Here is a 24221-nt window from a genome sequence, read left to right as displayed (position 1 = left end):
CATGTCCACCAACTTGTCCCGGCGCGGTTTCATGGGCGCCGCGGGAATCGCCGGCCTGACCGTGGCCGGTCTGTCGACTCTGAGCGCCTGCGGCAGCGGTGCCACGGTCAGCAAGGGCGGCGCCAAGGCGTCGGCCAAGCTCAAGCTCCCGACGTACGTTGCCGCGCAGACCGCCCCCGCGGATCTGGCGGGCAACGCCGCGGGTCTGGACGCCACGTATCTGCGCTACCCCAAGGTCCTCACCAAGTCGGTGGCCAAGGCGCCTGGTGACGGCAGCCGCATCACGGCCCTCACGGAGACGTTCACCACGCCCGCCCCGCCGCAGGCCAAGAACGCCTACTGGCAGGAGCTGAACAAGCGCCTCGGGGCGCAGTTCGACATGACGATCGTCGTGGACCAGGGCGTCGACGCGTACCTCACCAAATTCAACGCCATGATGGCCGGAGGCGACATACCCGACCTGGTGTGGTTCCCGCCGAACCAGGGCATCCAGCGCGTGCCCGAGCTGCTGGACGCCAAGTTCCACGACCTCACCCCGTACCTCTCGGGCGACGCCGTCAAGGACTACCCGAACCTGGCGAACCTGCCGACCACCGCGTGGAAGACCGCCGTGGTCAACGGCAAGATCCGCGGTGTCACCGTGGCCTACGGCTCCATGGGCCAGGTCTACGTCGTCAACCAGGACTTCTGGAAGCCGGTCGGCGGCGCCGAGTTCAGCAGCGCCGAGGACTTCCTCGCCAAGGGCAAGGAGCTCCTGGACGCCAAGCGCAACAAGTACGTCCTGGAGCCGGCGTACGTGAACCACATCGGCATGTTCGGCCAGTGGTTCGGCGCGCCCAGTGGCTGGCGGCTGGAGGACGGCAAGCTGACCCACATGTACGAGACGGAGGAGTACCAGGAGGCCGTGGCGTTCGCCGTCAAGGTGGCCAAGGCCGGTCTCTTCTGGCCGGACCCCAACCTCAGCACCACGATGGAGAAGATGGCGCAGGGTTCCCTCGGCGCCTATGTGCAGTCCTTCCCCAGCTTCCTGGTGGACGCCAAGACGTACGACTTCCCGTTCGGCGTCATCGTGCCGTTCGCGGCCAAGGCCGGTGCCGAGCCGCGGTACAACATGGGCTACGGCTCGGTCGGCTACACCGCCATCAACAAGAAGGTCGACGCCAAGCGCGTGAAGATGCTGCTGGGTGTCATGGACTACCTGGCCGCCCCCTTCGGTACCGAGGAACGGCTCTTCCTCGACAACGGCATCGAGGGCAAGCACTTCACCCGTACATCGAAGGGCGACGTCAAGCTCACGGCCAAGGGGAACTCCGAGGCGGTGACCACGGCCATGCCGCTGGCCTTCCTCGCCGCAGGTCCCGAGTACATCTACCTGCCGGGCAAGTCGGAGCTGGCCGGGAACATCCACGGCTGGCAGCAGGAGCTCCTCAAGATCAACCAGACGAACCCGACGAGCGGCCACTTCTCCGACACGTCCACCAGCAAGAGCCCCTCGCTCACCACGGCGATGAGCGACTGCATGCTGGACATCGTCGCGGGCCGCAAGCCGCTTTCCGCGTACAAGGAGCAGCTGCGGAAGTGGCGTTCCGGCGGTGGCGACAAGATGCGTGCCGAGTTCGAGGCCTCGCTCGCCGGTAAGTAGTCTCCGCCCGCTCGACCAGTACATCCAGAGAAAGGGACTCCCGTGTCAGACCTGCGACTCGGCGTCATCGGACTCGGCCTGCGCCGTTCCATCGCGATGTCCGCCCACCACCCCGGAAAGGGTTCGGCGATCACCGCCGTCTGCGACCTCGACCCCGAGGTGCGGCAGCGCGAGGCCGAGCGTTTCGGCACCGATGTCGCGGTCGAGGACTACAAGCAGCTCCTCGACCGGGACGACCTCGACGCGATCATCATCGCCACCCCGGACGACACCCACGAGGCCATCGCCATCGATGCCCTCCGGGCCGGCAAGGCGGTCTTCGTCGAGAAGCCGCTCGGTATCACCGTCGAGAGCTGCGACAATGTCCTGCGCGCCGCGTACGAGACGGGGACCCGGCTGTACGTCGGCCACAACATGCGCCACATGGGCGTCGTGCGGCTGATGCGCGACATCATCGCCCGCGGCGACATCGGCGAGCCCAAGGCCGTCTGGGTACGGCACTTCGTCGGCTACGGCGGTGACTACTACTTCAAGGACTGGCACGCCGACCGGACCCGCACCACCGGACTGCTGCTCCAGAAGGCCGCTCACGACATCGACGTGCTGCACTGGCTGGCCGGCGGATACACCCGCCGGGTCAACGCCCTCGGCGACCTCCTCGTCTACGGCGACCTGCCGCGCCGCGAGGCGGACACCCCGCGACCGGACAACTGGCTGCGGGAGTTCGACTGGCCGCCGACGGCTCGCAAGGACCTGCATCACATCGTGGACGTCGAGGACGTCTCGGTGATGAACATGCAGCTCGACAACGGCGTCGTGGCCGCCTACCAGCAGTGCCACTTCACCCCGGACTACTGGCGGAACTACACCGTCATCGGCACCGAGGGGCGGCTGGAGAACTTCGGCGACAGCCCGGGTGACGAGGTCAAGGTCTGGAACACCGGCCCCAGCGGATACCGCGCCGAGGCCGACATCACCTACCGGGTGCCGGAGGCCGACGGCTCGCACGGCGGCGGGGACAGCCGGATCATGGATGAGTTCTGCCGGTTCGTCCGCGACGGCGGCGTCACCGACACCTCTCCGGTCGCCGCCCGGATGAGCGTCGCCGCCGGTGTGCTCGCGACCCGCTCGCTGCGTGAGGGCGGTGCACCGTACGACGTGCCGGCCCTCGACCCCGAGCTGGTCGCGTACTTCGAGCGCGGTCAGGTCCGCTAGGAAACTTCTGGCCGATTCTGCCGGGAAGTGTCGGACAGGGCTTCGGCCCTGTCCGACGGGTTTGACTCGCACACCGTGTGCCTCGTTCCACAGGCGCATGCAAGAGAGCACGATCCCCCATTTCCCCCCATCAGAAGCAGGTGCAACGCATGACTCTGCGCCACTTGTTCGGCACCACACTCGCCACGACCGCGGCAGCCGCCCTGGCCCTGCTCGGAGTGGCCGGCCCCACCCACGCCGCGGACACCGGCACGACTCCCGGCACGTACACGAACTACTCGTTCTCCGGTGCGCCGGTCCTGACCGATGTCACCTGGTCGACGACCGTCCAGCACGATCCCGGCTACACCGCCGACGTCTTCTGGAGCCACCAGTTCGGATTCAACCAGGGCAACGGCGCCTACCTGGGGATGCAGTCCAACGGAGGGTCGAGCAGAGTGCTCCTCTTCTCCGTCTGGGACGTCTCGGAGGCCAAGGCCGGCACCACCGGATCCTGGTGCCAGGGCTTCGGCGGCGAGGGCGACGGCATGAGCTGCCGGATGAACCTCGACTGGACCGCCGGCCACACGTACACCTTCAAGGTGGCGGCCGAGGGCGACGGCTGGTTCGGCGCCACCGTCACGGACACCACGGCGGGTACGTCGTACAAGCTGGGCAGCATCAAGACGCCCGCCACCGCCATCTCGCCGTCCGGCATGGTCGACTGGACGGAGTACTTCGAGTGGAACGACCCCCGCGCCACCTGCTACGACCAGCCGTTCAGTGACGCCCGGTTCGGGCTGCCGAAGGGCAACGGCGGTACGGTCACCGCGACCGTCTCCTCCACCTCGAACAGCGGCAACGCCTGTGCGTCCATGACGCGGACCGACACCGTCTCCGGCGGCACGGTGCAGAACCTCGCCGTCGGCAACTCGGTGCGCGGCCCGGTGACGGGCCTGGCCGGAAAGTGCGTGGACGCGTTCGGCGGCGTGTCGGACGGGGCCGCCGCCGACCTCTACGGCTGCACGGGCAACAGCAACCAGGCATGGGTGAGGGCCGCCGACGGCACCCTGCGGCTGCCCTCCGACTACTGCCTGACCGCGGCCGGGACGGGTAACGGGGCAGCGGTCCTGGTCCGTGACTGCGCCGGTACGGGCGCCGGAGGCGCCGTCACGGACACCGCCAAGCAGTGGACGTACAACACCTCCACCCACGCCCTCGTGAACAAGGCGTCCGGCCGCTGCCTGGACGTCCCGGGGAGCAACAGCACCAGCGGGACCGCACTGGACCTGTGGGACTGCCACGGCGGCGCGAACCAGCAGTGGACGGTGCCGGCGACGTACTAGGTGCCGCGTCGGACCTGACGAAATCCCGCGGCAGGGAATGAGCTTCATGACCTGCCGCGGGATGGGGGCGCCGGCGTCCCCGAGCCATCGAAATGCGCCTGTGAACCGGTCGGAGTCAAGCGGCGGCAGACTCTCGAGGAGTAGCGCTCGTAGGTGTGACCGCAGGCACGGTACTTGCTGAGGTCGGTGGCGCAGCAAGCGGCGTCGAAGCCGGCCGAAGACATGTGTTGTCGGTTTCCAGGGTGATGCGGGTCTTGTCAGACGTGGCTGGCAGTCTGGGCTGGTGCTGATCGATGGATTTGAGAACGACCCGCTTGTTCCCGGGGACGAGCTGCTGGCCCTGCCCGGGTTCTGGGCCGCTTACCTGTTGTGGCTGTGCCAGACCGAAGAGGACGATCCGGATCCGGAGTGGTTCGGTGTCGACGAGGCCGACACCGACGCGGCATACGAGGCCCTGAGCGACGAGGAGCGGTGGCCGGTCTTCCGGATCCCGTTCGGCGGCGGTCACACTGCGGTCGTCCTGGGCCGCAACCTCGCCGACGACGCGGGGACGGAATACTTCATCTCGCACCCCGAGTGGGACCGGCACGGCTACCTGGCCACCGTCGACGGGCATCAAGCCGGCCCTGGGCTGTCCTGGCCCGAACTCACGCACATCGCCAACACGGCCGACCCTGATTCTCCCGGCGTGCACGCACCGTACGCTCGCCTCCTGCTTCTGCTGCCCGCACTTGGCGACGCCGACCTGCCCGACGAAGCGGCCGGTCTGCTCGGTAGCGCGCTCACCCAGGCAGGTGTCGGAGCTGATGAGGTCCCGCGGCTGGCTCAGGCCCTGCTCATGGACCACCCCCTGTGGGAGCCGGCTGCATGGGTGACGCCTGCCGTCTCCCCGCTCTCCGGCAGTCGGGCCCACTTCCCCGGCATCCTGCACTGCGACGAGCCCGGCAGCCCCCGGTGCGGAATCCATCTCGCCCAGGGCATCACCCGGGACCAGAGCGATCGACTGGCCCGAGCACTGGGCACCTGGCCCGCCACGTGAACCCACCGAACCATCCGACCCGCACAGGCGACAGCCGGGCAGAGGCACCAACGCGTCTCCAGAACTCGGCAACGCGATCCAGCAACTGGTAGGCCGCTCTCGGCGCTGACCGACAAGCGCTCCTGGCTCTCGGCGACAAAGCCACGTGGGCACTCCCTCATGGCTCGGTCGCGTGGGCGAACGTTGCCTGATACGGCACCGGACACCGCGGGCCGCAACCCGGGGACCTTCGATGACAGCGCTGTCCAGCGCACTCACCGGAGGCACTTTCTGCATCTGTTTTCAGCCATGCTCGGTGGGTAATCGCCACATTCCGGTTTGGCTGCCACCGGACAGGAGGTCGCCTCCGCACGTGTCACTGTCGGTCGAAATGGTGTCTCTCGTCCGGAAGATGGGATAGAGGGACCAGGCAGTCCGGTCTCGTACCGTCACCGCCCCGTCGACACCGGTGCAAGCGAACGGCGATTTTGCGCCAACCCGGACCGTTGGGGACCGAGTTCGAACGCGCTACCGGATGGAGGTCGGCATAATCGCGTCCATGTCGATCACTGACGGGGATTTCGTCGCGCTGGGGCGGGACCTGTACGCATGGCTCCCTCCGAGACGGGGCTGGGGCCTCGCGAACTGCGGTCTCCTCACGTCACCCCGGGGCGCCATCTGGATCGACACCCCGTACGACCCGGTGCTCGCCGGCCAGTTCCTGGCCGAATCCACGAAGCGACTGCCGGACGGCGTCTCCATCGGCCGGGTGATCGTCACGCACGCCAACGGCGACCACTTCTGGGGCGCCGGCGTACTCCCCGACGCGGAGATCATCGCGACCCGCGAGGCCCGGGAGCACATCCATTACGAACCCACCCCGAAGCAGCAGCACGCGCTCGTCCGGGGAGGCGATCCGGCGACCCCGCTCGGCGAGTACCTCGGACACCACTTCGGCTCGTTCGACTGGTCGCAGACCGAACCCGTCCGGCCGACCACGTACTTCACCGGCGAGCTCGAACTGACCCTGGGCGAGTACCCGGTGCAGGTGTCCGCCCTGCCCGCCGCCCACACCACGGGTGACCTGATCGTGCACCTGCCCGCGCAGCGCACCGTGTTCAGCGGCGACATCATCTTCTCCTCCACGCCCGGGCAGCCCGGCGACCACCCGGTGCACTGGGCGGGCCCGCTGGCCAACGTGATCGCCGCCTGCGAACAGGTGCTGGCCACCGGCGCCGAGACCATCGTCCCCGGCCACGGACCGGTCCTCGACCCGGCCGGCGTACGGGCGCACATCGGCTACCTGGAGTACGTACGGGAGCGCGCCCATGCCCTTCACTCGGCCGGGGTGCCCGCGCTGGAGGCAGCCCGCCGGGTGATCGCCGAGGGGCGCCATCCCGAACTCGGCCTGGCCGAACGGCTGGTGATCACCATCGGCAGCGAGTACCGGCAGCTCGACGGATCCGAACTGCCGGGGGTGCTCCAGCTGATGACCGATGTCGCCGTCGTCGCACGGGAGATCGCGGCTCGGGGGACCGTTCCGAAGGCGGCGGCCGTCCGGGGCGGCGCCCCGCGCGAAGACGTCGGGCCCCGCGCGGAGAAGGACCCCGCGGTGTGACCGCCGCCGTCGCCCGCCGCCCCGGCCGGGAGACCGATCCGGCAGAAGAGACTCCGACGACAGAGAAGCGGTGACGGGCATGGGATGGATCGTGGCGCTGATCGCCGCCGTCACCGCCGTGGTGACGGCGGTCCGTTCCTACAACGCGACCCGTGAGGCCCATCTTGCCGTGGCCCGGGCCGAACTTGCCGAACGTCAGGCGAAGGCGGCCGACGCCCGTACCGTCGCCCTCACCGAGGAGATCCGGCAGCTCGCCCGGAGGCGGATACCCGCCGCCGCACTCGCCCTCTCCCACCCCAGTGCGCCGGTCCCCGGACTGCGGGAGGCCGCCGAGGTCGACGGCGGCTCCGCGCGGCTGCTGACCGAGGCGGTCCAGGCCGCCCGCACGGCGGTCGTCGAGGAGCGGCAGCGCGTCGACGCGGCCGCCCGCGCCGCGATGCGTGGCACCTCCGCGAAGATCCAGTCGCTGCTCAACCAGTCCCAGCAGCTCCTGCACGAGCTCCAGCACGAGTACGACGACCCACGGATCCTGCAGCTGGACTTCCGCAACGAACTGGCGCTGCGCCGGACCCAGGCCACCGCGGTGCTCTGCGACGCCTGGCCGGGTCTGGCCCGCCAGAACTCGCCGCTCGTCGAGATCGTGCTCGGCGCCCAGTCGCGGGTCGCGGGCTACGAGCGGATCAAGGTGGCCAACCATCTGCGCGACGAGTGGCTCGCCGTCGTCGCCCGCGCCGCCGAACCGCTGGCGATCGCCCTCGCCGAACTGCTGGCCAACGCCACCGCCTACTCGCACCCCGACACGGACGTGCAGGTGACGATCCAGCAGAGCGGCGGCCGCGGCGCCTTCCTGGTCATCGACGACGCCGGCATCGGCATGGACGCGGATGCGCTGGAACGGGCCCGTACGCTGCTGGCGGGCCCCTCCGAGGTCCTGCTGACCGAGCTGGGAGACCCGCCCCAGACGGGCTTCGCCGTCGTGGGCCGGCTGGTCGTGCAGTACGGCCTCAGCTGTCACATCGAACCCTCGCCGTTCGGCGGGATGCGGACCATGCTGCGTGTCCCCGCCCACCTTCTGACCGTGCTTCAGGACGACCGCACCCTCTCCGCCCTCGCCCCGAAGCCGGTTCACGGGCCCGCCGCCGGCACGGCCCCCGCTGCGCAGACGCCCGAACCGGAGCCCGCCGCCGTGCCGGAGCCCGCCGTCGCGTCCTCCACCGGGCTGCCCAGCCGGCGCCGCCGTGCACCCCGCCCGGCGGCGGCGCGGCCCGCGGCAGCCGTCCGCGCGACCCCGGCCGGAGCCCCGGCGCCCCGCACCCCCGAGCAGGCCGCGGCGTCCTGGACGGCGCTCCAGCAGGGCACGCTCAGCGGCCGTACTGCCCCCGCCCCGGCGGCCCCATCGGCATCGGAGTACGAAGAAGACCGGAACGACCGGCACGATCAAGGAGACGACCAGACGTGAGCACCCCTACCCCCACCACCGGTGACCTCGCTTGGGTGCTGACCCCCTTGCTGGAACTTCCCGGAGTGCAGCACGCCGTGGTCGCCACCGGCGACGGTCTCGTCGAAGGGGCCTCGCCCGGACTCGACCGGGCGTCCGGCGAACGCGTCGCCGCCATGACCGCCACCCTGCATGCGGCGGCGCGCGCCTTCACCACGGCGTTCACCGATGTCGAGGCGCCGCAACTGGCCCAGACGGTCGTCGAGTCCGACCAGGGATTCGCCATCGTCGTGCCCGCGGGCAAGAACACGACGCTCGCCCTGTTCGCGGATCCCGGCGCCAAGCTGGGCGACATCGCCTATCAGATGCAGGTGCAGGTCACCGCGCTGACCCGGGCGATGAACGCGCCCGACCGCCGGCCGGACGCAGCCGCCCGGCCATGACCTCGGGCCCAGGACGCCGCCTGATCCCCGCCTACCTGGTCACCGGTGGCCGGACCAGGCCCTCCGGCCCCGCCCTCGACCGGCTCGCCGTGCTCGTACGCACCGACAGGGAGCTGCCGCCGGACACCGGGTCCGAGCAGAGCCGGCTGTGCGAACTGCTGGAACCGGGAGCTCTCACCGTCGTCGAATGCGCGGCCCACCTGGACCTCCCGGTCAGCGCCACCGTCTTCCTGGCCGCGGACCTCGCGGCCGCCGGACACCTGTACACCCGACCGCCGATCCCCAGCGCCGGGGAGACCGACCGGTCGCTCGTCGAGAGGCTGCTCGTTGGACTCCGCTCCCTCCACTGACCGGACCGGCATCGGCTATCTGCCGCCTGCCGCCCAGACCCTGATGAAGCTCGTCGTCACGGGTCCGTTCGGTGTGGGCAAGACGACCCTGATCCGTACCCTGTCGGAGATACCCACGCTCCACACCGAGGAGACGATGACCCAGTCCAGCACCGGGCTGGACGACACCGCGGGACTGCCGCACAAGACCACCACGACGGTCGCCGTCGACTTCGGCAGGCTCACCGTCGCCGACGACCTGGTGCTCTACATGTTCGGCACCCCCGGACAGGAACGGTTCCTCCCGCTCTGGGAGGACATCGCGCGCGGCGCCCTCGGCGCACTCGTGCTGGTCGACACCCGCCGCCTCGGCGACTCCTTCGCGGTCATGGACATGGTCGAGGAGCAGGGGCTGCCGTACGCCGTCGCCGTCAACCGCTTCCCCGACGCCCCCGCCCACACCGACGAGGTGCTGCGCAACCACCTCGACCTGCACCCGGACACCCCCATGCTCCAGTGCGACGCCCGCGAGCGCCGCGGCAGCATCGATGCCCTGATCGCCCTCGCCGAGCATGCGCTGAGCCGCATTCCCGAGTCCCGGGACCCGTCATGACACCCCCCGCACCCTCCGTCAGGTCCGTGCAGGCGCCGCAGCCGCTCGCGCTGTACGGGCCCGACTTCGCCGCCGATCCGCACGGCCACTACCGACAGCTGCGCGCACACGGTCCGATCGCCCCCGTCCGGATCGCCCCCGGCATCGACGCCCTGCTGGTCACCGACTACCAGGCCGCCGTCGATCTGCTCCGCGACACCCACACCTTCACCAAGGACCCCCGCGCCTGGCAGGCCACCGTCCCCGCCGACTCGCCGATCCTGCCCGTGCTCGGCTACCGGCCCACCGCGCTCTTCAGCGACGGTGACGTGCACGCCCGTTACCGCCAGGCCATCAACGACACCCTCGCCCTGATCGAACCGCACATCCTGCGGGCCGAGGTCGCCCGGGTCGCCCAGCAGCTCATCCAGGAGTTCGCCGCCACCGGCAGCGGCGACCTCGTCGCCCAGTACGCGCGACGGCTCCCGTTGCACATCTTCACCACCTGGTTCGGGGTACCGCCCCGACACCGCGAACGGATCGTCGACGGCGTCGGAGGCATGTTCAACTCCGCCGGTGACGCCGCCGCCGCGTACGCCGATCTCGTCACCGTCGTCACCGACCTCGTCGCGGACCGGCGCGCCAGACCACGCCGCGACTTGACCTCCTACTTCCTCGGCCACCCCGCCGGTCTCGACAACGACGAGACTGTGCGTCAGATCACTCTGCTGATGAGCGCGGGCCACGACCCGACGACCAATCTCATCGGCAACGCGCTGCTGCACATGCTCACCGACGCGCGCTACGCCGGCTCGTTGCACGGCGGTGCGATGACCGCGCACGAGGCGATCAACGAGGTGCTCTGGCAGGACCCGCCGCTGGCCAACCTGGCCGCCCACTACCCCCGTCACGACACCGAGTTCCACGGCGTCCGGCTGCGCGCGGGGCAGCTGCTCATCGTCTCCTACGCCGCGGCCAACTCCCAGTCCGGCCAGGCTTCTTCGGACCCCGCCGTACGCTCCGGCGGCAGCGCCCACCTGGCGTGGTCGGCTGGGCCGCACCGGTGCCCGGCGAAGCAGCCGGCGCTGCTCATCGCGATGACCGCGATCGAGCAGCTGACCGGTCGGCTGTGCGATGCGGAACTGGCTGTTCCGGCGAGTGAACTGATGTGGCGTCCCGGCCCGTTCCACCGGGCGCTGATGCATCTGCCGGTCCGTTTCACCCCGCTCGACTCGACTGCGGAAGCGGAGCTTCCGCAGTCGCCGGAGGTGTCGATCAACCGCTGACCCGTGTCGCTGGTACGCCGAACGGGTGAGGGGCGAGAGAATTGCCCGATGAACAGTGACCAGAGCCGGCGCGACGCCAACCGATGCACGGACGGGGTGGTCCGGTGAGCAGGTACGACAGGTACGACGTCACGGACGAGCAGTGGGAAGGGCTGGCCCAGGTCGTACCGCTCCGCAGCCGCAACGAGTGGCCGTCCCGGGTCGACCACCGCACGGTTGCCGACGACCGCGAGGCCGTAGAACAGCGCCGCCTGGTCGTGCTGCGGGTACAGGTCTTCGCGGACGCGCGCGAGGTGGCCGACTACCTGGTCGCCCAGATTCCCGTGCTGCTCGACCTGACCGGCGCCGAGACCGATGTGGCCAAGCGCATCCTGGACTTCACCAGCGGGGTGGTCTTCGGTCTCGGCAGCGGGATGCACCGGGTCGACCGGAACGTCTTTCTGCTGTCGCCCGTCGGCATGGAGGTCGAGGGGGCCGCGGCGACGGGCGTCCCCCGATCGTAGGAAGGTGGTCCGGGCGGAACGGTTCGCCGGTCCGCGGCATGCGTACGGTCCGCTCATGACTGCATGCCGCCCTGAGACACCGCGGGCCACACTCCTGACATCCGCCGCCCGGGACGCCCGTCCGGGGGATGCCCTGTCCGGGGACGTCCGAGCCGAGGACGCCCGATCCGAGGACACGTCCGAGGACGCCCGCTCCCGGAAAGCCCGCTCCGCCGGTCCCGTCGTGACCGAGGTGCGGCTCTCCTCCTTCGCCTCGCACCGCGGCGCCGCTCTCCCGATCGGCCCGCTCACACTCTTCGCCGGCCCCGGCGGCAGCGGCAAGTCCAGTGCGCTGCGGGCGTACGAGGCGCTGGCCCGGCTGGGTGCCGGGGACTCGCTCGCAGAGGTCTTCCCCGACCCGGCGGCGCATGTGCCCGAAGGGAGCGGGCCCGATGCGCAGGGCCGCCGGGGCTTCCGGATCGGCTGCACGGCGGACGGACCCGCCGGCCCGGTCCATCTCGATCTCGCCGTCCAGGCCGAGCCCACCCTCCGGATCGTCGGCGAACGGCTGACCGGCGGCGGGGAGACCCTGCTGACCACCGCGCTGCGCGACCCGGGCCGCCCGACGGTCCAGGCGGCCTGGCACACGGCCGGCGCGGTCCCGGTGACCCGGGCGCCGCTGCCGGACGACCTGCTCGGCACGGCGCTGCTGCCGCTGCGCGTCGCGGGTACCACCGAGGGGCAGTTACGCGTCCTTGCCGCCGCCGAACAGATGGTGGTCGCCCTGCGTTCGGTCTTCGCGTGCGCACCGCGGCCGGAGCTGATGCGTGCGCCGGTGCCCGCCGGGGCGGACCGCCTCCGCCGCGGCTGCGACAACCTCGCTGCGGTGCTCGCCCGCACGTACACCCAGTGCGGCCGGCGGCACGCCCGGCTGGTCGCGGCCGCCCGCGCCGGCTGCGCGGGGACGGTCACGGGACTGGGCGTCGAACAGCTCACGGACGGGCTGCTGCATGCCACGGTGGGGCGCGAGGACGGCCGGCTCACCCCGGCCGGGCGGCTCGGCGACAGCGAGTTGAGGTATCTCGCGCTCGCCCTGGTGCTGCTCACCGGGCCCGGGGTGCTGGCCATGGAGACCGCGGTGGAGGTGCCGTCGGCCCTGCAGACGCTCACCGTGCTGGTCGACGGGGTCGACCGGGACCTCGACCGGCGGCAGTTGCGGGAGTTGCTGGCACTGGCGGCGTCGATCGTCACGGCCGGGCATCTCAGACTGGTGGGAACGATCGCGGAGTCGGCCGCCGAGCAGGCGCGGGGGATGGCCGGCGTGACAGTGGTAGACCTGCATCCGTGACAGAACTTGATGTACCGACACTGCAGAGAAGGCTCGCCGCGTTCGCGGCCGCACGGGACTGGGAGCAGTACCACACGCCGAAGAACCTGGTGGCGGCGCTGAGCGTCGAGGCATCCGAACTGGTCGAGATCTTCCAGTGGTTGACGCCGGAGCAGTCGTCCCGGGTGATGGAGCGACCCGAGACGGCGCATCGGGTCGCCGACGAAGTCGCGGACGTGCTCGCGTATCTCCTGCAGCTCTGCGAGGTGCTGGGCATCGATGCGCTGGCGGCGCTGGCGGCGAAGATCGACAGGAACGAGGCGCGTTTTCCGGTTCCGGGACGCCCGGAACGCCAAGATCGTCACTCTTCGGAGTGATCGATTTATCCACAATCGACTTCGTGTCCACAGATTTCCGAAATCCCCTGGCCTTTCGGTGCCATCACCCTCACTGTGGGTAATGGATGAGGTGAGCGGGTTTTCGTACGGACGGGGGCGACGCATGGAAGCGGAGCGGCTCATAGGGGTAAGCCGGCGGGCTCTGGCGCAGAGCCGGGGCACGCCGTCCATCATGGCGGAGGCGTGGCAGGTCCAGGCGCTGGCCCAAGCGGTCGGCGAGCGGCTGGCGGCGAGCGGGCCGAAGGAGTTGCGGGGCGAGGCGCGGGGGCTCGGTGAGATCGGGGGGACAGGCGGCGGGACACCGGACGATTCGGTGCTGCGGACCGGTGGGGTGCGGGCCGCCCAGCTCTCCGAGGTGGCCGATCCGCGCGCGACACTGACCGGTCTCGGTGTCCTGCTGGGGGAGGCGGGGATGGCTCTGGTCGCGGTGGCCTGCGACACCGACGAGGAGGGCCTCTACTGGCAGTGCATAGAGGCGATCGACGCCGCGGACGAGGCCTTGGACCGGGTGCACGGCATGCTCCGGCTCCTCGCCGAACAGGACCGCGAGCGTCAGCACGGCCGGGAGCGGGAGGCGGACGGTGCTTACGGTGCGGTCCGCGGCCCGGCGGGGTCGGCGGCGGGACAGCAGTGACGGCGCGGAGCCGCACCGGCGGGGCGGGGCGTACCGGCGGTGCGGCGCGAGGCGGGAGGGGGGAACGACCGGCGGCCGGAGGTGCAGGATGGAACCATGGATCTTCGAATCTTCACCGAGCCCCAGCAAGGGGCGAGCTACGACACCCTGCTCACCGTCGCCAAGGCCGCCGAGGACCTCGGGTTCGACGCCTTCTACCGCTCGGACCACTATCTCCGCATGGGCGGCGGAGACGGGCTGCCCGGTCCGACCGACGCCTGGATCACCCTGGCCGGGCTGGCGCGCGAGACCAGGCGGATCCGACTGGGCACGCTGATGACCGCGGGAACCTTCCGGCTCCCCGGTGTGCTCGCGATCCAGGTCGCCCAGGTCGACCAGATGTCCGGCGGAAGGGTCGAACTCGGCCTGGGCGCCGGCTGGTTCGAGGAGGAGCACAAGGCGTACGGCATTCCGTTCCCGAAGGAGAAGTTCGGCCGGCTGGAGGAGCAGCTGGCGATCGTCACCGGCCTGTGGGGGACGGAGGTCGGCGAGAAGTTCACCTACGACGGCACGTACTACCAGCTCACCGAGTCGCCGGCACTGCCGAAGCCCACCCAGGCGAAGGTGCCGATCCTGATCGGCGGTCACGGTGCGTCGCGTACGCCGCGGCTGGCCGCGCAGTACGCGGACGAGTTCAACATCCCGTTCGCCTCGCTGCAGGACAGCGAGAGGCAGTTCGGCCGGGTCAGGGCGGCGGCGGAAGCGGCCGGGCGAGCGGCGGACGACCTGGTGTACTCCAACGCCCTGGTGGTGTGTGTCGGCAAGGACGACGCGGAGGTCGCCCGCCGGGCATCGGTCATCGGCCGCGATGTGGAGGAGCTGAAGGCGAACGGGCTGGCCGGATCGCCCGCCGAGGTGGTCGACAAGATCGGCCGGTACGGCGAGATCGGGGCGTCGCGGATCTACCTCCAGGTGTTGGATCTGGGCGATCTGGAGCACCTGGATCTGATCTCCTCGCAGGTCCAGTCCCAGCTGAGCTGAGTGCGGAGGGTGGCAGGGACAGATGAAGCAGACGCGAACATGAGGGAGTAACCGTGCGACCCGTCCGCCCGCTTGCCGTCGCGCTCGCCGAAGGGACCGTCGTGCTCGACGGCGGTCTCTCCAACCAACTGGAGGCACAGGGCTGCGATCTGACCGACGAACTGTGGTCGGCCCGGTTGCTGTTCGACGAGCCGTGGCAGATCGAGGCCGCGCACCGGGCCTATGTGCGGGCGGGTGCGCAGGTGCTCATCACTTCCGGCTATCAGGCGACGTTCGAGGGTTTCGCGCGGCGCGGAGTCAGTCGGACCCGGGCGGTGGAGCTCCTCATCCGCAGTGTCGAGCTGGCGCGGCGGGCCGGCGATGCGGCCGGCCGGGAGGTGTGGGTCGCCGCCTCCGTCGGCCCGTACGGCGCGATGCTCGCGGACGGCAGCGAGTACCGCGGGCGGTACGGCCTCTCGGTCCGGGAACTGGAGCGTTTCCATCGGCCCCGGATCGAGGCGCTGGCCGCTGCCGGGCCCGATGTGCTGGCGCTGGAGACGGTGCCGGACACCGACGAGGCAGAGGCGCTGTTGCGGGTGGTCGAGGGGTGCGGGCTGCCCGTCTGGCTCTCCTACAGCGTGGCGGGGGACCGGACCCGGGCCGGTCAGCCGCTGGAGACGGCGTTCGGACTCGTCTCCGGGCACGACTGCGTGGTGGCCGTCGGGGTGAACTGCTGCGATCCGGCGGACGCGGACCGAGCGGTGCGAGCGGCGGCGGAGACGACCGGGAAGCCGGTCGTCGTCTACCCGAACAGCGGGGAGCGCTGGGACGCGCCGAGCCGGGGGTGGACCGGTGGCGCCACCTTCGACCCGGCCCGGGTGCGGGGCTGGCAGGAGGCCGGCGCACGGCTGGTCGGTGGCTGCTGCCGGGTCGGCCCCGGCAGCATCACGGAACTGGCGGCGCTGGTGCAGCCGGGACGGACCGGCCACGCGACCGGGGAGACAGGGGGAACAGGAGAGCCGGAAGGACCCGGGAGGCCATGAAATTGCCTGGTGGGGACCGAGTGACCGGACCATACTCGGACGTGTGTTCCTGACAATCAGTACGACCGGCACCCCGGAGCGTCCCGCGACCGACCTCGGCTACCTGCTGCACAAGCACCCCGAGAAGGCGCAGGCGTTCTCCACGTCCCACGGCACCGCGCATGTCTTCTACCCCGAGGCATCCGCCGCGCACTGCACGGCCGCGCTCATGCTCCAGGTGGATCCTGTGGCCCTGGTGCGGCGTGGCAAGGGCAAGGGACGCGGCGGCGCCCCCGACGCGGCACTCGCGCAGTACGTCAACGACCGGCCGTACGCGGCGTCCTCGCTGCTCTCCGTCGCCATGAGCACCGTCTTCAAGTCAGCTCTGAACGGTGTGTGCCGGGCCTTGCCCGAACGGGCGGAGTCGCCTCTGCCACTCAGGATCGAGGTGCCCGCGCTCCCGGCGCGCGGCGGTGCGGAACTCGTGACGAGGCTCTTCGGGCCGCTCGGCTGGACGCGGGTGGACGCGGTGGCCGTACCGCTCGACGAGCGGTTCCCGGAGTGGGGTGACTCGCGGTACGTACGGCTGGTGCTGGAAGGCGAGTTGCGGCTCGCCGACGCCCTGCGGCAGCTGTACGTCCTGCTTCCGGTGCTCGACGATGCCAAGCACTACTGGGTCGCGCCCGACGAGGTGGACAAGCTGCTGCGGGCCGGTGACGGCTGGCTGGCGGGCCACCCCGAACAGAAACTGATCACCAGCCGCTACCTCTCCCGGCGCCGCGGGCTGACCCGGCAGGCGATGGAACGGCTCGAACTGGTACGGCTCGCCGAGCTGGACGAGCTGACGGTGGAGAGCGTCGACAACGCGGTGGACGAGACGACGGACACCGAGGAGCAGCCGGTGCCGCTCGCCGAGCAGCGGCGCGCCGCCATCCTGGAGGCGCTGCGGGCCGCAGGGGCGAACCGGGTCCTCGACCTGGGCTGTGGGCAGGGCCAGTTGGTCCAGGCGCTGCTGAAGGACGTGCGCTTCACGGAGATCGTCGGTGTCGACGTCTCGATGCGCGCGCTGACCATCGCCTCGCGCCGGCTGAAGCTGGACCGGATGGGGGAGCAGCAGGCCGGCCGCGTCACCTTGCAGCAGGGCTCGCTCACCTACACCGACAACCGGCTCAAGGGATATGACGCGGCGGTGCTCAGCGAGGTCGTCGAGCATCTGGACCTGCCGCGGCTGCCCGCCCTGGAGTACGCCGTGTTCGGTTCCGCCCGGCCGGGGACCGTACTCGTGACCACGCCGAACGTGGAGTACAACGTCCGCTGGGAGAGCCTCCCGGCCGGACATGTGCGCCACGGCGACCACCGCTTCGAGTGGACCAGGGCCGAGTTCCGGCAGTGGGCGCGGGAGGTCGCGCGGCGACACGGATACGGAGTCGCATTCGTGCCGGTGGGGCCGGACGACCCCGAGGTGGGGCCGCCCACGCAGATGGCCGTGTTCACGAGGACCGCCGAGGACGACAGGGAGAAGGAGGCGAAGGCAGCATGACCGGTACCGAGAAGCAGACCGACACCGAGCACCACACCGGCACCGCGGGGAGGGCCGGTGCCCACCGCGTGCTGCCGGTGACCGACCTCTCCCTCGTCGTTCTCATCGGGGCCAGCGGCTCCGGCAAGTCCACTTTCGCGCACAGGCACTTCAAGCCCACCGAGATCATCTCCTCGGACTTCTGCCGCGGTCTCGTGGCCGACGACGAGAACGACCAGAGCGCCAGTGGTGCCGCCTTCGACGTCCTGCACTACATCGCGGGCAAGCGGCTCGCCGCCGGGCGGCTGACCGTCGTCGACGCCACCAACGTCCAGGCCGAGAGCCGCAGGCAGCTGATCCAGCTGGCCCGGAGCCACGACGTGCTGCCCGTCGCGATCGTCCTCGACCTGCCCGAAGAGGTCTGCCAGGCGCGCAATGCCACCCGCCCCGACCGCGCCGGCATGCCCCGCCACGTCGTCCAGCGCCACCGCCGCGAGCTGCGCCGCTCGCTGCGCGGTCTGGAGCGCGAGGGCTTCCGCAAGGTGCACGTCCTGCACACCGAGGAGGAGGCCGAGCACGCCGAAGTGGTGCTGGAGCGCCGCTACAACGACCTCCGCCACCTCACCGGGCCGTTCGACATCATCGGTGACGTCCACGGCTGCAGCACCGAGCTGGAGACCCTGCTCGGCAAGCTCGGTTATGCCGACGGCGTGCACCCCGAGGGACGTACGGCGGTCTTCGTCGGTGACCTGGTCGACCGTGGTCCCGACAGCCCGGGGGTGCTGCGCCGCGTCATGTCCATGGTGGCGGCCGGCCACGCCCTGTGCGTGCCGGGCAACCATGAGAACAAGCTCGGGCGCCACCTCAAGGGCCGTAAGGTCCAGCACACCCACGGGCTCGCCGAGACCATCGAGCAGCTGGACCGCGAGGACGCCCGTGACCCGGCCTTCCGTGCCCGGGTGAGCGAGTTCATCGACGGACTCGTCAGCCACTACGTGCTGGACGGCGGGAATCTCGTCGTCTGCCACGCCGGACTGCCCGAGAAGTATCACGGGCGCACGTCCGGACGGGTCCGCTCGCACGCGCTGTACGGGGACACCACCGGGGAGACCGACGAATTCGGCCTTCCGGTGCGTTACCCGTGGGCCGAGGAGTACCGGGGCCGGGCCGCCGTCGTCTACGGTCACACCCCCGTACCCAGCACCTCGTGGATCAACAACACCCTCTGCCTGGACACCGGCGCGGTCTTCGGCGGGAAGATGACCGCGCTGCGCTGGCCGGAGCGGGAAATCGTCGACGTACCGGCCGAGAAGGTCTGGTACGAACCGGCGAAGCCGCTCGCCACCGAGGCGCCCGGCGGCCGGGAGGGGCGCCCGCTCGACCTGGCCGACGTGCAGGGCCGGCGGATCGTGGAGACGCGGCAGCTGGGCCGCGTCTCGGTGCGCGAGGAGAACGCCGCGGCGGCGCTCGAAGTCATGAGCCGGTTCGCCGTCGACCCACGGCTGCTCGGCTATCTTCCGCCGACCATGGCCCCCACTGCGACCTCCCGGGAGGAGGGGTTCCTGGAGCACCCCGCCGAGGCGTTCGCGCAGTACCGGGCGGACGGTGTGGCCCAGGTCGTGTGCGAGGAGAAGCACATGGGCTCGCGTGCGGTGGCCCTGGTCTGCCGTGACGCGGACGCGGCCCGCGAGCGGTTCGGGGTCGAGGGCCCGACCGGGGCGCTGCACACCCGTACCGGGCGGCCGTTCCTGGACGACGTGGCCCTGACCGAGGTGATCCTCGGCCGGCTGCGCACGGCGGTCGGCGCCGCCGGACTCTGGGAGGAGTGGGACACCGACTGGGTACTGCTCGATGCCGAGCTGATGCCCTGGTCGCTCAAGGCGGGCGGGCTGCTGCGCTCGCAGTACGCGGCGGTCGGAGCAGCGTCCGGCGCCGTGCTTCCCGAGGTCGACGCGGCGCTGGCGGCAGCGGCCGCCCGCGGTGTGGACGTCGCGGAACTGACCGCACGTCAGCAGGGCCGGGCGGCGGACGCGGCGGCGTTCACCGACGCCTACCGGCGCTACTGCTGGACCACGGAGGGCCTGGACGGCGTACGGATCGCACCGTTCCAGATCCTCGCCGTGCAGGGCCGCTCGCTGGCCTCCGTACCCCATGACCGGCAACTGGCCTGGCTGGACCGGCTCGTGGAGCACGACCCCACCGGTCTGCTCCAGGTCACCCGGCGGCTCGTCGTGGACACCGGGGACGAGGCATCGGTCCGCGCCGGTACCGACTGGTGGCTGGAGATGACCGGCCGCGGCGGTGAGGGCATGGTCGTCAAACCGCTGGCCGCACTGGTGCGGGACCGGAAGGGCAGGCTGGTCCAGCCCGGCATCAAGGTGCGTGGCCGGGAGTACCTGCGGATCATCTACGGTCCCGAGTACACGCGTCCGGAGAATCTGGAGCGGCTGCGCTCCCGGTCCCTGGGCCACAAGCGGTCTCTCGCGCTCCGCGAGTACGCGCTGGGCCTGGAGGCCCTGGACCGGCTGGCCGAGGGCGAGCCGCTGTGGCGGGTCCACGAGGCGGTGTTCGCGGTGCTCGCCCTGGAGTCGGAGCCCGTCGACCCGAGGCTCTGACAGCACTCGGGCCCGGCCCGGTCGTGGACCCGGACGCAGGTTCCGCGGCGAATTCGGTGGCGGTTCGCAGGGTGAACGGCGCTCCGCACGGTGAGGATGGAGGCATGGGATTCCATGTCGACTCCGAGGCCGGGCGGCTGCGCCGCGTCATCCTGCACCGCCCCGATCTGGAACTGAAGCGGCTCACCCCCAGCAACAAGGACGCACTCCTCTTCGACGACGTGCTCTGGGTGCGGCGGGCCCGGCAGGAGCACGACGGCTTCGCGGATGTGCTGCGCGACCGCGGGGTGGAGGTGCATCTCTTCGGTGATCTGCTCCGTGAGTCCCTGGACGTCCCGGTGGCCAGGCGGCTCGTCCTCGACCGTGTCTTCGACGAGAAGGAGTACGGCCCGCTCGCCACCGAACACCTGCGGGCCGCCTTCGAGGAGCTGTCCGCCGCGGACCTGGCCGAGGCGTTGGTCGGCGGGATGACGAAGCGGGAGTTCCTGGAGCGGCACAACGAGCCGACCTCCGTCCGTTTCCATGTCATGGACCTCGACGACTTCCTGCTCGGTCCGCTTCCCAACCACCTCTTCACCCGGGACACCTCGGCCTGGATATACGACGGGGTGTCCATCAACGCGATGCGCTGGCCGGCGCGGCAGCGCGAGACCGTCCACTTCGAGGCGATCTACCGGCACCATCCGTTGTTCACCGGCCCCGAGGCCGGCGCCTTCCACCACTGGTCGGAGGGACAGGACGACTACCCGTCCACCATCGAGGGCGGCGACGTCCTGGTCATCGGCCGGGGCGCGGTCCTCATCGGGATGAGCGAGCGCACCACCCCGCAAGCGGTCGAGATGCTGGCCCGCGGGCTGTTCGACGCCGGCTCCGCCCGGACGATCGTGGCGCTCGACATGCCCAAGAGGCGCGCCTTCATGCACCTCGACACGGTGATGACGATGGTCGACGGCGATACGTTCACCCAGTACGCGGGGCTCGGCATGCTCCGCTCGTACACCATCGAGCCGGGCAGTGGTCCGCGGGAGCTCAAGGTCACCGACCATCCACCCGAGCACATGCACCGGGCCATCGCCGCGGCGCTGGGCCTGGAATCGATCCGCGTCCTCACGGCCACCCAGGACGTGCACGCGGCCGAACGGGAGCAGTGGGACGACGGCTGCAACGTGCTCGCCGTCGAGCCGGGTGTCGTCATCGCCTACGAGCGCAACGCCACCACCAACACGTATCTGCGCAAGGAAGGCATCGAGGTCATCGAGATCCGCGGCAGTGAACTGGGCCGGGGCAGGGGCGGACCCCGTTGTATGAGCTGTCCGGTGGTCCGTGATCCGGTGTGAGGGCCGTGCCGTGATCCCTGGCGGGCGCGCGACGGCGGCCACGGCCCCTCACCGCACTGCGGGAACGTCCGGACACGCCCGGCACGAGACCCGCTCCGCCGCGCGACGTGCCGCATCCGATGCCGCGCGGCGACCTTCCACGGCCGGTGGGACGTCCCTTGTGCGGGAACCGTCCGGCCGAACGGGCGAATGCGGGCCCACGGGGGAGTGCGGAGGGGCTCGTGGTGGCACGAGAGACTGTATAGCGATGCGTCCGCTCGTATAGACTTCCAGGGAACTGTACGCCCGACCTCTCCCGATCCAGGAGCAGCCACCATGGCCATAGACCTCGCAGGCCGCCACTTCGTCAAGGAGCTGGACTTCACCGCCGAGGAGTTCCGCGGCCTGATCGACCTGGCCGCCGAGCTCAAGGCCGCCAAGAAGTCGGGTACGGAGGTGCAGCGGCTGCGCGGCAAGAACATCGCGCTGATCTTCGAGAAGACCTCGACCCGCACCCGCTGCGCTTTCGAGGTCGCTGCCGCCGACCAGGGTGCCTCCACCACGTACCTCGACCCCTCGGGCTCCCAGATCGGCCACAAGGAGTCGGTGAAGGACACTGCCCGCGTACTCGGCCGGATGTTCGACGGCATCGAGTACCGCGGTGACAGCCAGGCTGCCGTCGAGGAGCTGGCGGCGAGCGGCGGGGTCCCCGTGTTCAACGGGCTCACCGACGACTGGCACCCGACACAGATGCTCGCCGACGTCCTCACGATGACCGAGCACAGCGACAAGCCGCTGGAGCGGATCGCCTTCGCCTACCTCGGCGACGCGCGCTTCAACATGGGCAACTCGTACCTGGTCACCGGTGCGCTGCTGGGCATGGATGTCCGCATCGTCGCGCCGAAGGCCTACTGGCCGGCCGAGGAGATCGTCGCCAGGGCCCGTCTGCTCGCGGAGAGCAGCGGCGCGAGGATCACCTTCACCGAGGACGTCCCCGAGGGAGTGCGGGGCGTCGACTTCGTCGTCACCGATGTCTGGGTCTCCATGGGGGAGCCGAAGGAGGTCTGGGGCGAGCGCATCAAGGCCCTCGCGCCGTACTCCGTCACCATGGACGTCCTGAACGCCACCGGGAACCCCGAGGTGAAGTTCCTGCACTGCCTGCCGGCCTTCCACGATCTCGGCACCGAGGTGGGCCGTGAGATCCACGCCGGCCATGGTCTGACCGAGCTGGAGGTCACCGACGAGGTCTTCGAGTCCGCGCACTCGATCGTCTTCGACGAGGCCGAGAACCGGATGCACACGATCAAGGCCGTCCTCGTCGCGACCATGGCGGGCGCCTGACGGCTCCTTCCGGGGTGCCGTATGGCCATGCACCCGATGGGGTGAACATACGGACAATTGGCTAAGATGGTCCCAGATGGTGGGGTTCGGGCTCGGACGCTCGAACCCCATTTTCGTGCCTGCCGAGGTTCCCCGCGGGAACCGGAGCGCCCCCACCCGCTCCGCAGGCCGAGCCCCCACATGCGCCATCAGAGAAGAGATTTTCCCGTGAGCCCGCTCCGCCCGCCGAGCACGTCGCCCCGGCCAGGTCTGCGTATCAAGAGCCCCATCCAGCTGGTCGCCGAATCCGGTGCCGACCTGGAGGGGCACGGTCTCAAGCGAACCATGGGGCTGTTCCAGCTCGCGTGCTTCGGCATCGGTGCCATCGTCGGAACCGGGATCTTCGTCGGACTGTCCGACAGTGTCGCCGAGGCCGGCCCCGCGGTCGTCGTCTCCTTCGTCCTCGCGGCGATCACCTGCATCTTCACCGCGTTCTCCTTCGCGGAGCTCGGTGGCGCGATCCCGGTGTCGGGCAGCTCGTACTCCTTCGCCTACGCCACCCTCGGCGAACGCGTCGCCTTCCTCGTCGGCTGGTGCCTGCTGCTGGAGTACGGCGTCTCGGTCTCCGCGGTCGCGGTCGGCTGGAGCCAGTACGTCAACGAGCTGCTGAACAGCCTCGTCGGCTGGCACCTGCCCACCGCGCTGTCCGCCGGGCCGGGCGACGGCGGTGTGATCAACCTCCCCGCCATCGTGGTGATCATGATGGCGGCCACTCTGCTGGTGCGCGGCATCCGTGAGAGCGCGGGTGCCACGGCCGCGATGGCCGTCCTCAAGATCGGCATCCTGATCGCCTTCTGCGCCATCGCGTTCACGGCCTTCGAGGCCGGCCACCTCTCGCCGTTCGCCACCAACGGCGTCCCGGGGATCACCGCCGGTGCCTCGCTGGCCTTCTTCTCGTACATCGGCTTCGACGCCATCACCACCGCGGGCGAGGAGGTCAAGAACCCCCGGCGGAACATCCCGATCGCGATCATGATCTGCATCGGGGTCGCCACCCTGCTCTACTGCGTGGTCGCGCTCACCGCCATCGGGGCACTCGGCGCGGACGCCGTCTCCGACAAGCCGGCCGCGCTCTCACTCATCGTCGACCAGGTCACCGACTCGACCGTCGGCGGCGGCATCATCGCCTTCGGGGCGGTCGTCGCCATCGCGTCCGTCGTGCTCGCGGTGATGTACGGGCAGACCCGCATCCTGATGTCGATGTCCCGCGACGGCCTGGTCCCGCGGGTCTTCGAGCGCGTGTCGCCGCGGACCTCGACGCCCGTCGCCAACACGTGGATCGTCGCCGCCGTCTTCGCCGTCCCGGCGGCCTTCGCGTCCCTCGACGCGGTGGTCAACCTGACCACCATCGGCACGCTCGCCACCATGGTGGCGGTCAATATCGCGGTGATCGCGCTGCGCCGCAGCCACCCGGGGATGAGGCGTTCCTTCCGGGTGCCGGTCTATCCGGTCAGCCCGATCCTGGGCGTCCTCTTCTGCCTCTACCTGATGTACGGGACGGGCTGGGTGACCTGGGTGCAGTTCGTGGTCTTCCTGGCCGTCGGCGCGGTGGTGTACACGGGCTACGGGCGACGCCGCTCGCGGCTGGTCGCGGACCGGGCCGCCGCGGGTCAGGACTGAGTG

General features: G+C 70.5%; 21 protein-coding genes. All 21 read left to right on the top strand.

The annotated features are described in order from the left end of the window. Position 1: 1 nt before the first annotated feature. The 21 genes from ACFVXE_RS01930 to ACFVXE_RS01830 all read left to right on the top strand — a co-directional run bounded on the left by ACFVXE_RS01930 (position 2) and on the right by ACFVXE_RS01830 (position 24218). Entirely contained in the window at positions 2–1642 is a 1641-nt protein-coding gene (locus ACFVXE_RS01930) for a hypothetical protein (RefSeq protein ID WP_389668212.1), read from the top strand. 42 nt (positions 1643–1684) lie between these two features. Then, positions 1685–2857, top strand: coding sequence for a Gfo/Idh/MocA family protein (locus tag ACFVXE_RS01925; protein WP_389668211.1), 1173 nt, complete (start codon positions 1685–1687; stop codon positions 2855–2857). A 149-nt stretch (positions 2858–3006) separates the two neighbouring features. Continuing rightward, positions 3007–4182 carry a ricin-type beta-trefoil lectin domain protein gene (locus tag ACFVXE_RS01920; RefSeq protein WP_389668209.1) on the top strand — a complete coding sequence of 392 codons (1176 nt, stop codon included), beginning with the start codon at positions 3007–3009 and terminating at the stop codon, positions 4180–4182. A gap of 283 nt (positions 4183–4465) precedes the next feature. Beyond that, positions 4466–5221 (top strand): hypothetical protein, encoded by a 756-nt coding sequence (locus tag ACFVXE_RS01915; protein ID WP_389668207.1) that lies wholly within the window; start codon positions 4466–4468, stop codon positions 5219–5221. Positions 5222–5759: 538 nt separating this feature from the next. Beyond that, positions 5760–6818, top strand: coding sequence for an MBL fold metallo-hydrolase (locus tag ACFVXE_RS01910; RefSeq protein WP_389668206.1), 1059 nt, complete (start codon positions 5760–5762; stop codon positions 6816–6818). A 79-nt stretch (positions 6819–6897) separates the two neighbouring features. Next, positions 6898–8277: an ATP-binding protein gene (locus ACFVXE_RS01905; protein WP_389668204.1), complete on the top strand. Its 1380-nt coding sequence runs from the start codon at positions 6898–6900 to the stop codon at positions 8275–8277. Then, on the top strand, positions 8274–8699 hold the full coding sequence (locus ACFVXE_RS01900) for a roadblock/LC7 domain-containing protein (RefSeq protein WP_389668203.1): 426 nt from the start codon (positions 8274–8276) through the stop codon (positions 8697–8699). The genes ACFVXE_RS01905 and ACFVXE_RS01900 overlap by 4 nt, the downstream gene beginning before the upstream one ends. Beyond that, positions 8696–9049 (top strand): DUF742 domain-containing protein, encoded by a 354-nt coding sequence (locus ACFVXE_RS01895; protein ID WP_389668201.1) that lies wholly within the window; start codon positions 8696–8698, stop codon positions 9047–9049. The genes ACFVXE_RS01900 and ACFVXE_RS01895 overlap by 4 nt, the downstream gene beginning before the upstream one ends. After that, complete coding sequence (locus tag ACFVXE_RS01890; RefSeq protein ID WP_389668199.1) at positions 9027–9641, top strand: ATP/GTP-binding protein; 615 nt, start codon at positions 9027–9029, stop codon at positions 9639–9641. The genes ACFVXE_RS01895 and ACFVXE_RS01890 overlap by 23 nt, the downstream gene beginning before the upstream one ends. Next, positions 9638–10906, top strand: coding sequence for a cytochrome P450 (locus ACFVXE_RS01885; RefSeq protein ID WP_389668197.1), 1269 nt, complete (start codon positions 9638–9640; stop codon positions 10904–10906). The genes ACFVXE_RS01890 and ACFVXE_RS01885 overlap by 4 nt, the downstream gene beginning before the upstream one ends. A gap of 104 nt (positions 10907–11010) precedes the next feature. Continuing rightward, positions 11011–11409 (top strand): cell division protein SepF, encoded by a 399-nt coding sequence (locus ACFVXE_RS01880; protein ID WP_389668195.1) that lies wholly within the window; start codon positions 11011–11013, stop codon positions 11407–11409. A gap of 55 nt (positions 11410–11464) precedes the next feature. Beyond that, positions 11465–12736, top strand: a complete 1272-nt coding sequence (locus ACFVXE_RS01875; protein ID WP_389668193.1) for an AAA family ATPase — start codon at positions 11465–11467, stop codon at positions 12734–12736. After that, positions 12733–13092 carry a nucleotide pyrophosphohydrolase gene (locus ACFVXE_RS01870; protein ID WP_389668191.1) on the top strand — a complete coding sequence of 120 codons (360 nt, stop codon included), beginning with the start codon at positions 12733–12735 and terminating at the stop codon, positions 13090–13092. The genes ACFVXE_RS01875 and ACFVXE_RS01870 overlap by 4 nt, the downstream gene beginning before the upstream one ends. A 124-nt stretch (positions 13093–13216) precedes the next feature. Next, a complete protein-coding gene (locus tag ACFVXE_RS01865; RefSeq protein ID WP_389668189.1) occupies positions 13217–13747 on the top strand; it encodes a DUF6099 family protein in 531 nt (176 codons plus the stop codon). A gap of 96 nt (positions 13748–13843) precedes the next feature. Then, a complete protein-coding gene (locus tag ACFVXE_RS01860) occupies positions 13844–14767 on the top strand; it encodes an LLM class F420-dependent oxidoreductase (RefSeq protein ID WP_389668188.1) in 924 nt (307 codons plus the stop codon). A 53-nt stretch (positions 14768–14820) separates the two neighbouring features. Continuing rightward, the gene (gene mmuM, locus ACFVXE_RS01855; protein ID WP_389668186.1) at positions 14821–15789 is read left to right on the top strand and encodes a homocysteine S-methyltransferase; all 969 of its coding nucleotides are present in this window, start codon (positions 14821–14823) and stop codon (positions 15787–15789) included. Between the two features lie 43 nt (positions 15790–15832). Further along, the gene (locus ACFVXE_RS01850) at positions 15833–17308 is read left to right on the top strand and encodes a 3' terminal RNA ribose 2'-O-methyltransferase Hen1 (protein ID WP_389668184.1); all 1476 of its coding nucleotides are present in this window, start codon (positions 15833–15835) and stop codon (positions 17306–17308) included. Beyond that, positions 17305–19902 (top strand): polynucleotide kinase-phosphatase, encoded by a 2598-nt coding sequence (locus ACFVXE_RS01845; RefSeq protein ID WP_389668182.1) that lies wholly within the window; start codon positions 17305–17307, stop codon positions 19900–19902. Before ACFVXE_RS01850 ends, ACFVXE_RS01845 begins: the two co-directional genes overlap by 4 nt. Positions 19903–20006: 104 nt before the next feature. Next, on the top strand, positions 20007–21239 hold the full coding sequence (locus tag ACFVXE_RS01840; protein WP_389668180.1) for an arginine deiminase: 1233 nt from the start codon (positions 20007–20009) through the stop codon (positions 21237–21239). 315 nt (positions 21240–21554) lie between these two features. After that, positions 21555–22559, top strand: a complete 1005-nt coding sequence (gene argF / locus ACFVXE_RS01835; protein ID WP_389668178.1) for an ornithine carbamoyltransferase — start codon at positions 21555–21557, stop codon at positions 22557–22559. Between the two features lie 180 nt (positions 22560–22739). After that, positions 22740–24218, top strand: a complete 1479-nt coding sequence (locus ACFVXE_RS01830) for an amino acid permease (protein ID WP_389668176.1) — start codon at positions 22740–22742, stop codon at positions 24216–24218. Positions 24219–24221: the final 3 nt, after the last annotated feature.

Source organism: Streptomyces sp. NPDC058231 (genome assembly GCF_042882275.1).
In the GTDB taxonomy this organism is placed as follows: Bacteria; Actinomycetota; Actinomycetes; order Streptomycetales; family Streptomycetaceae; genus Streptomyces.
The sequence above is the reverse complement of the archived record's forward strand: the minus strand, read 5'-3'. Positions and strand labels throughout refer to the sequence as shown.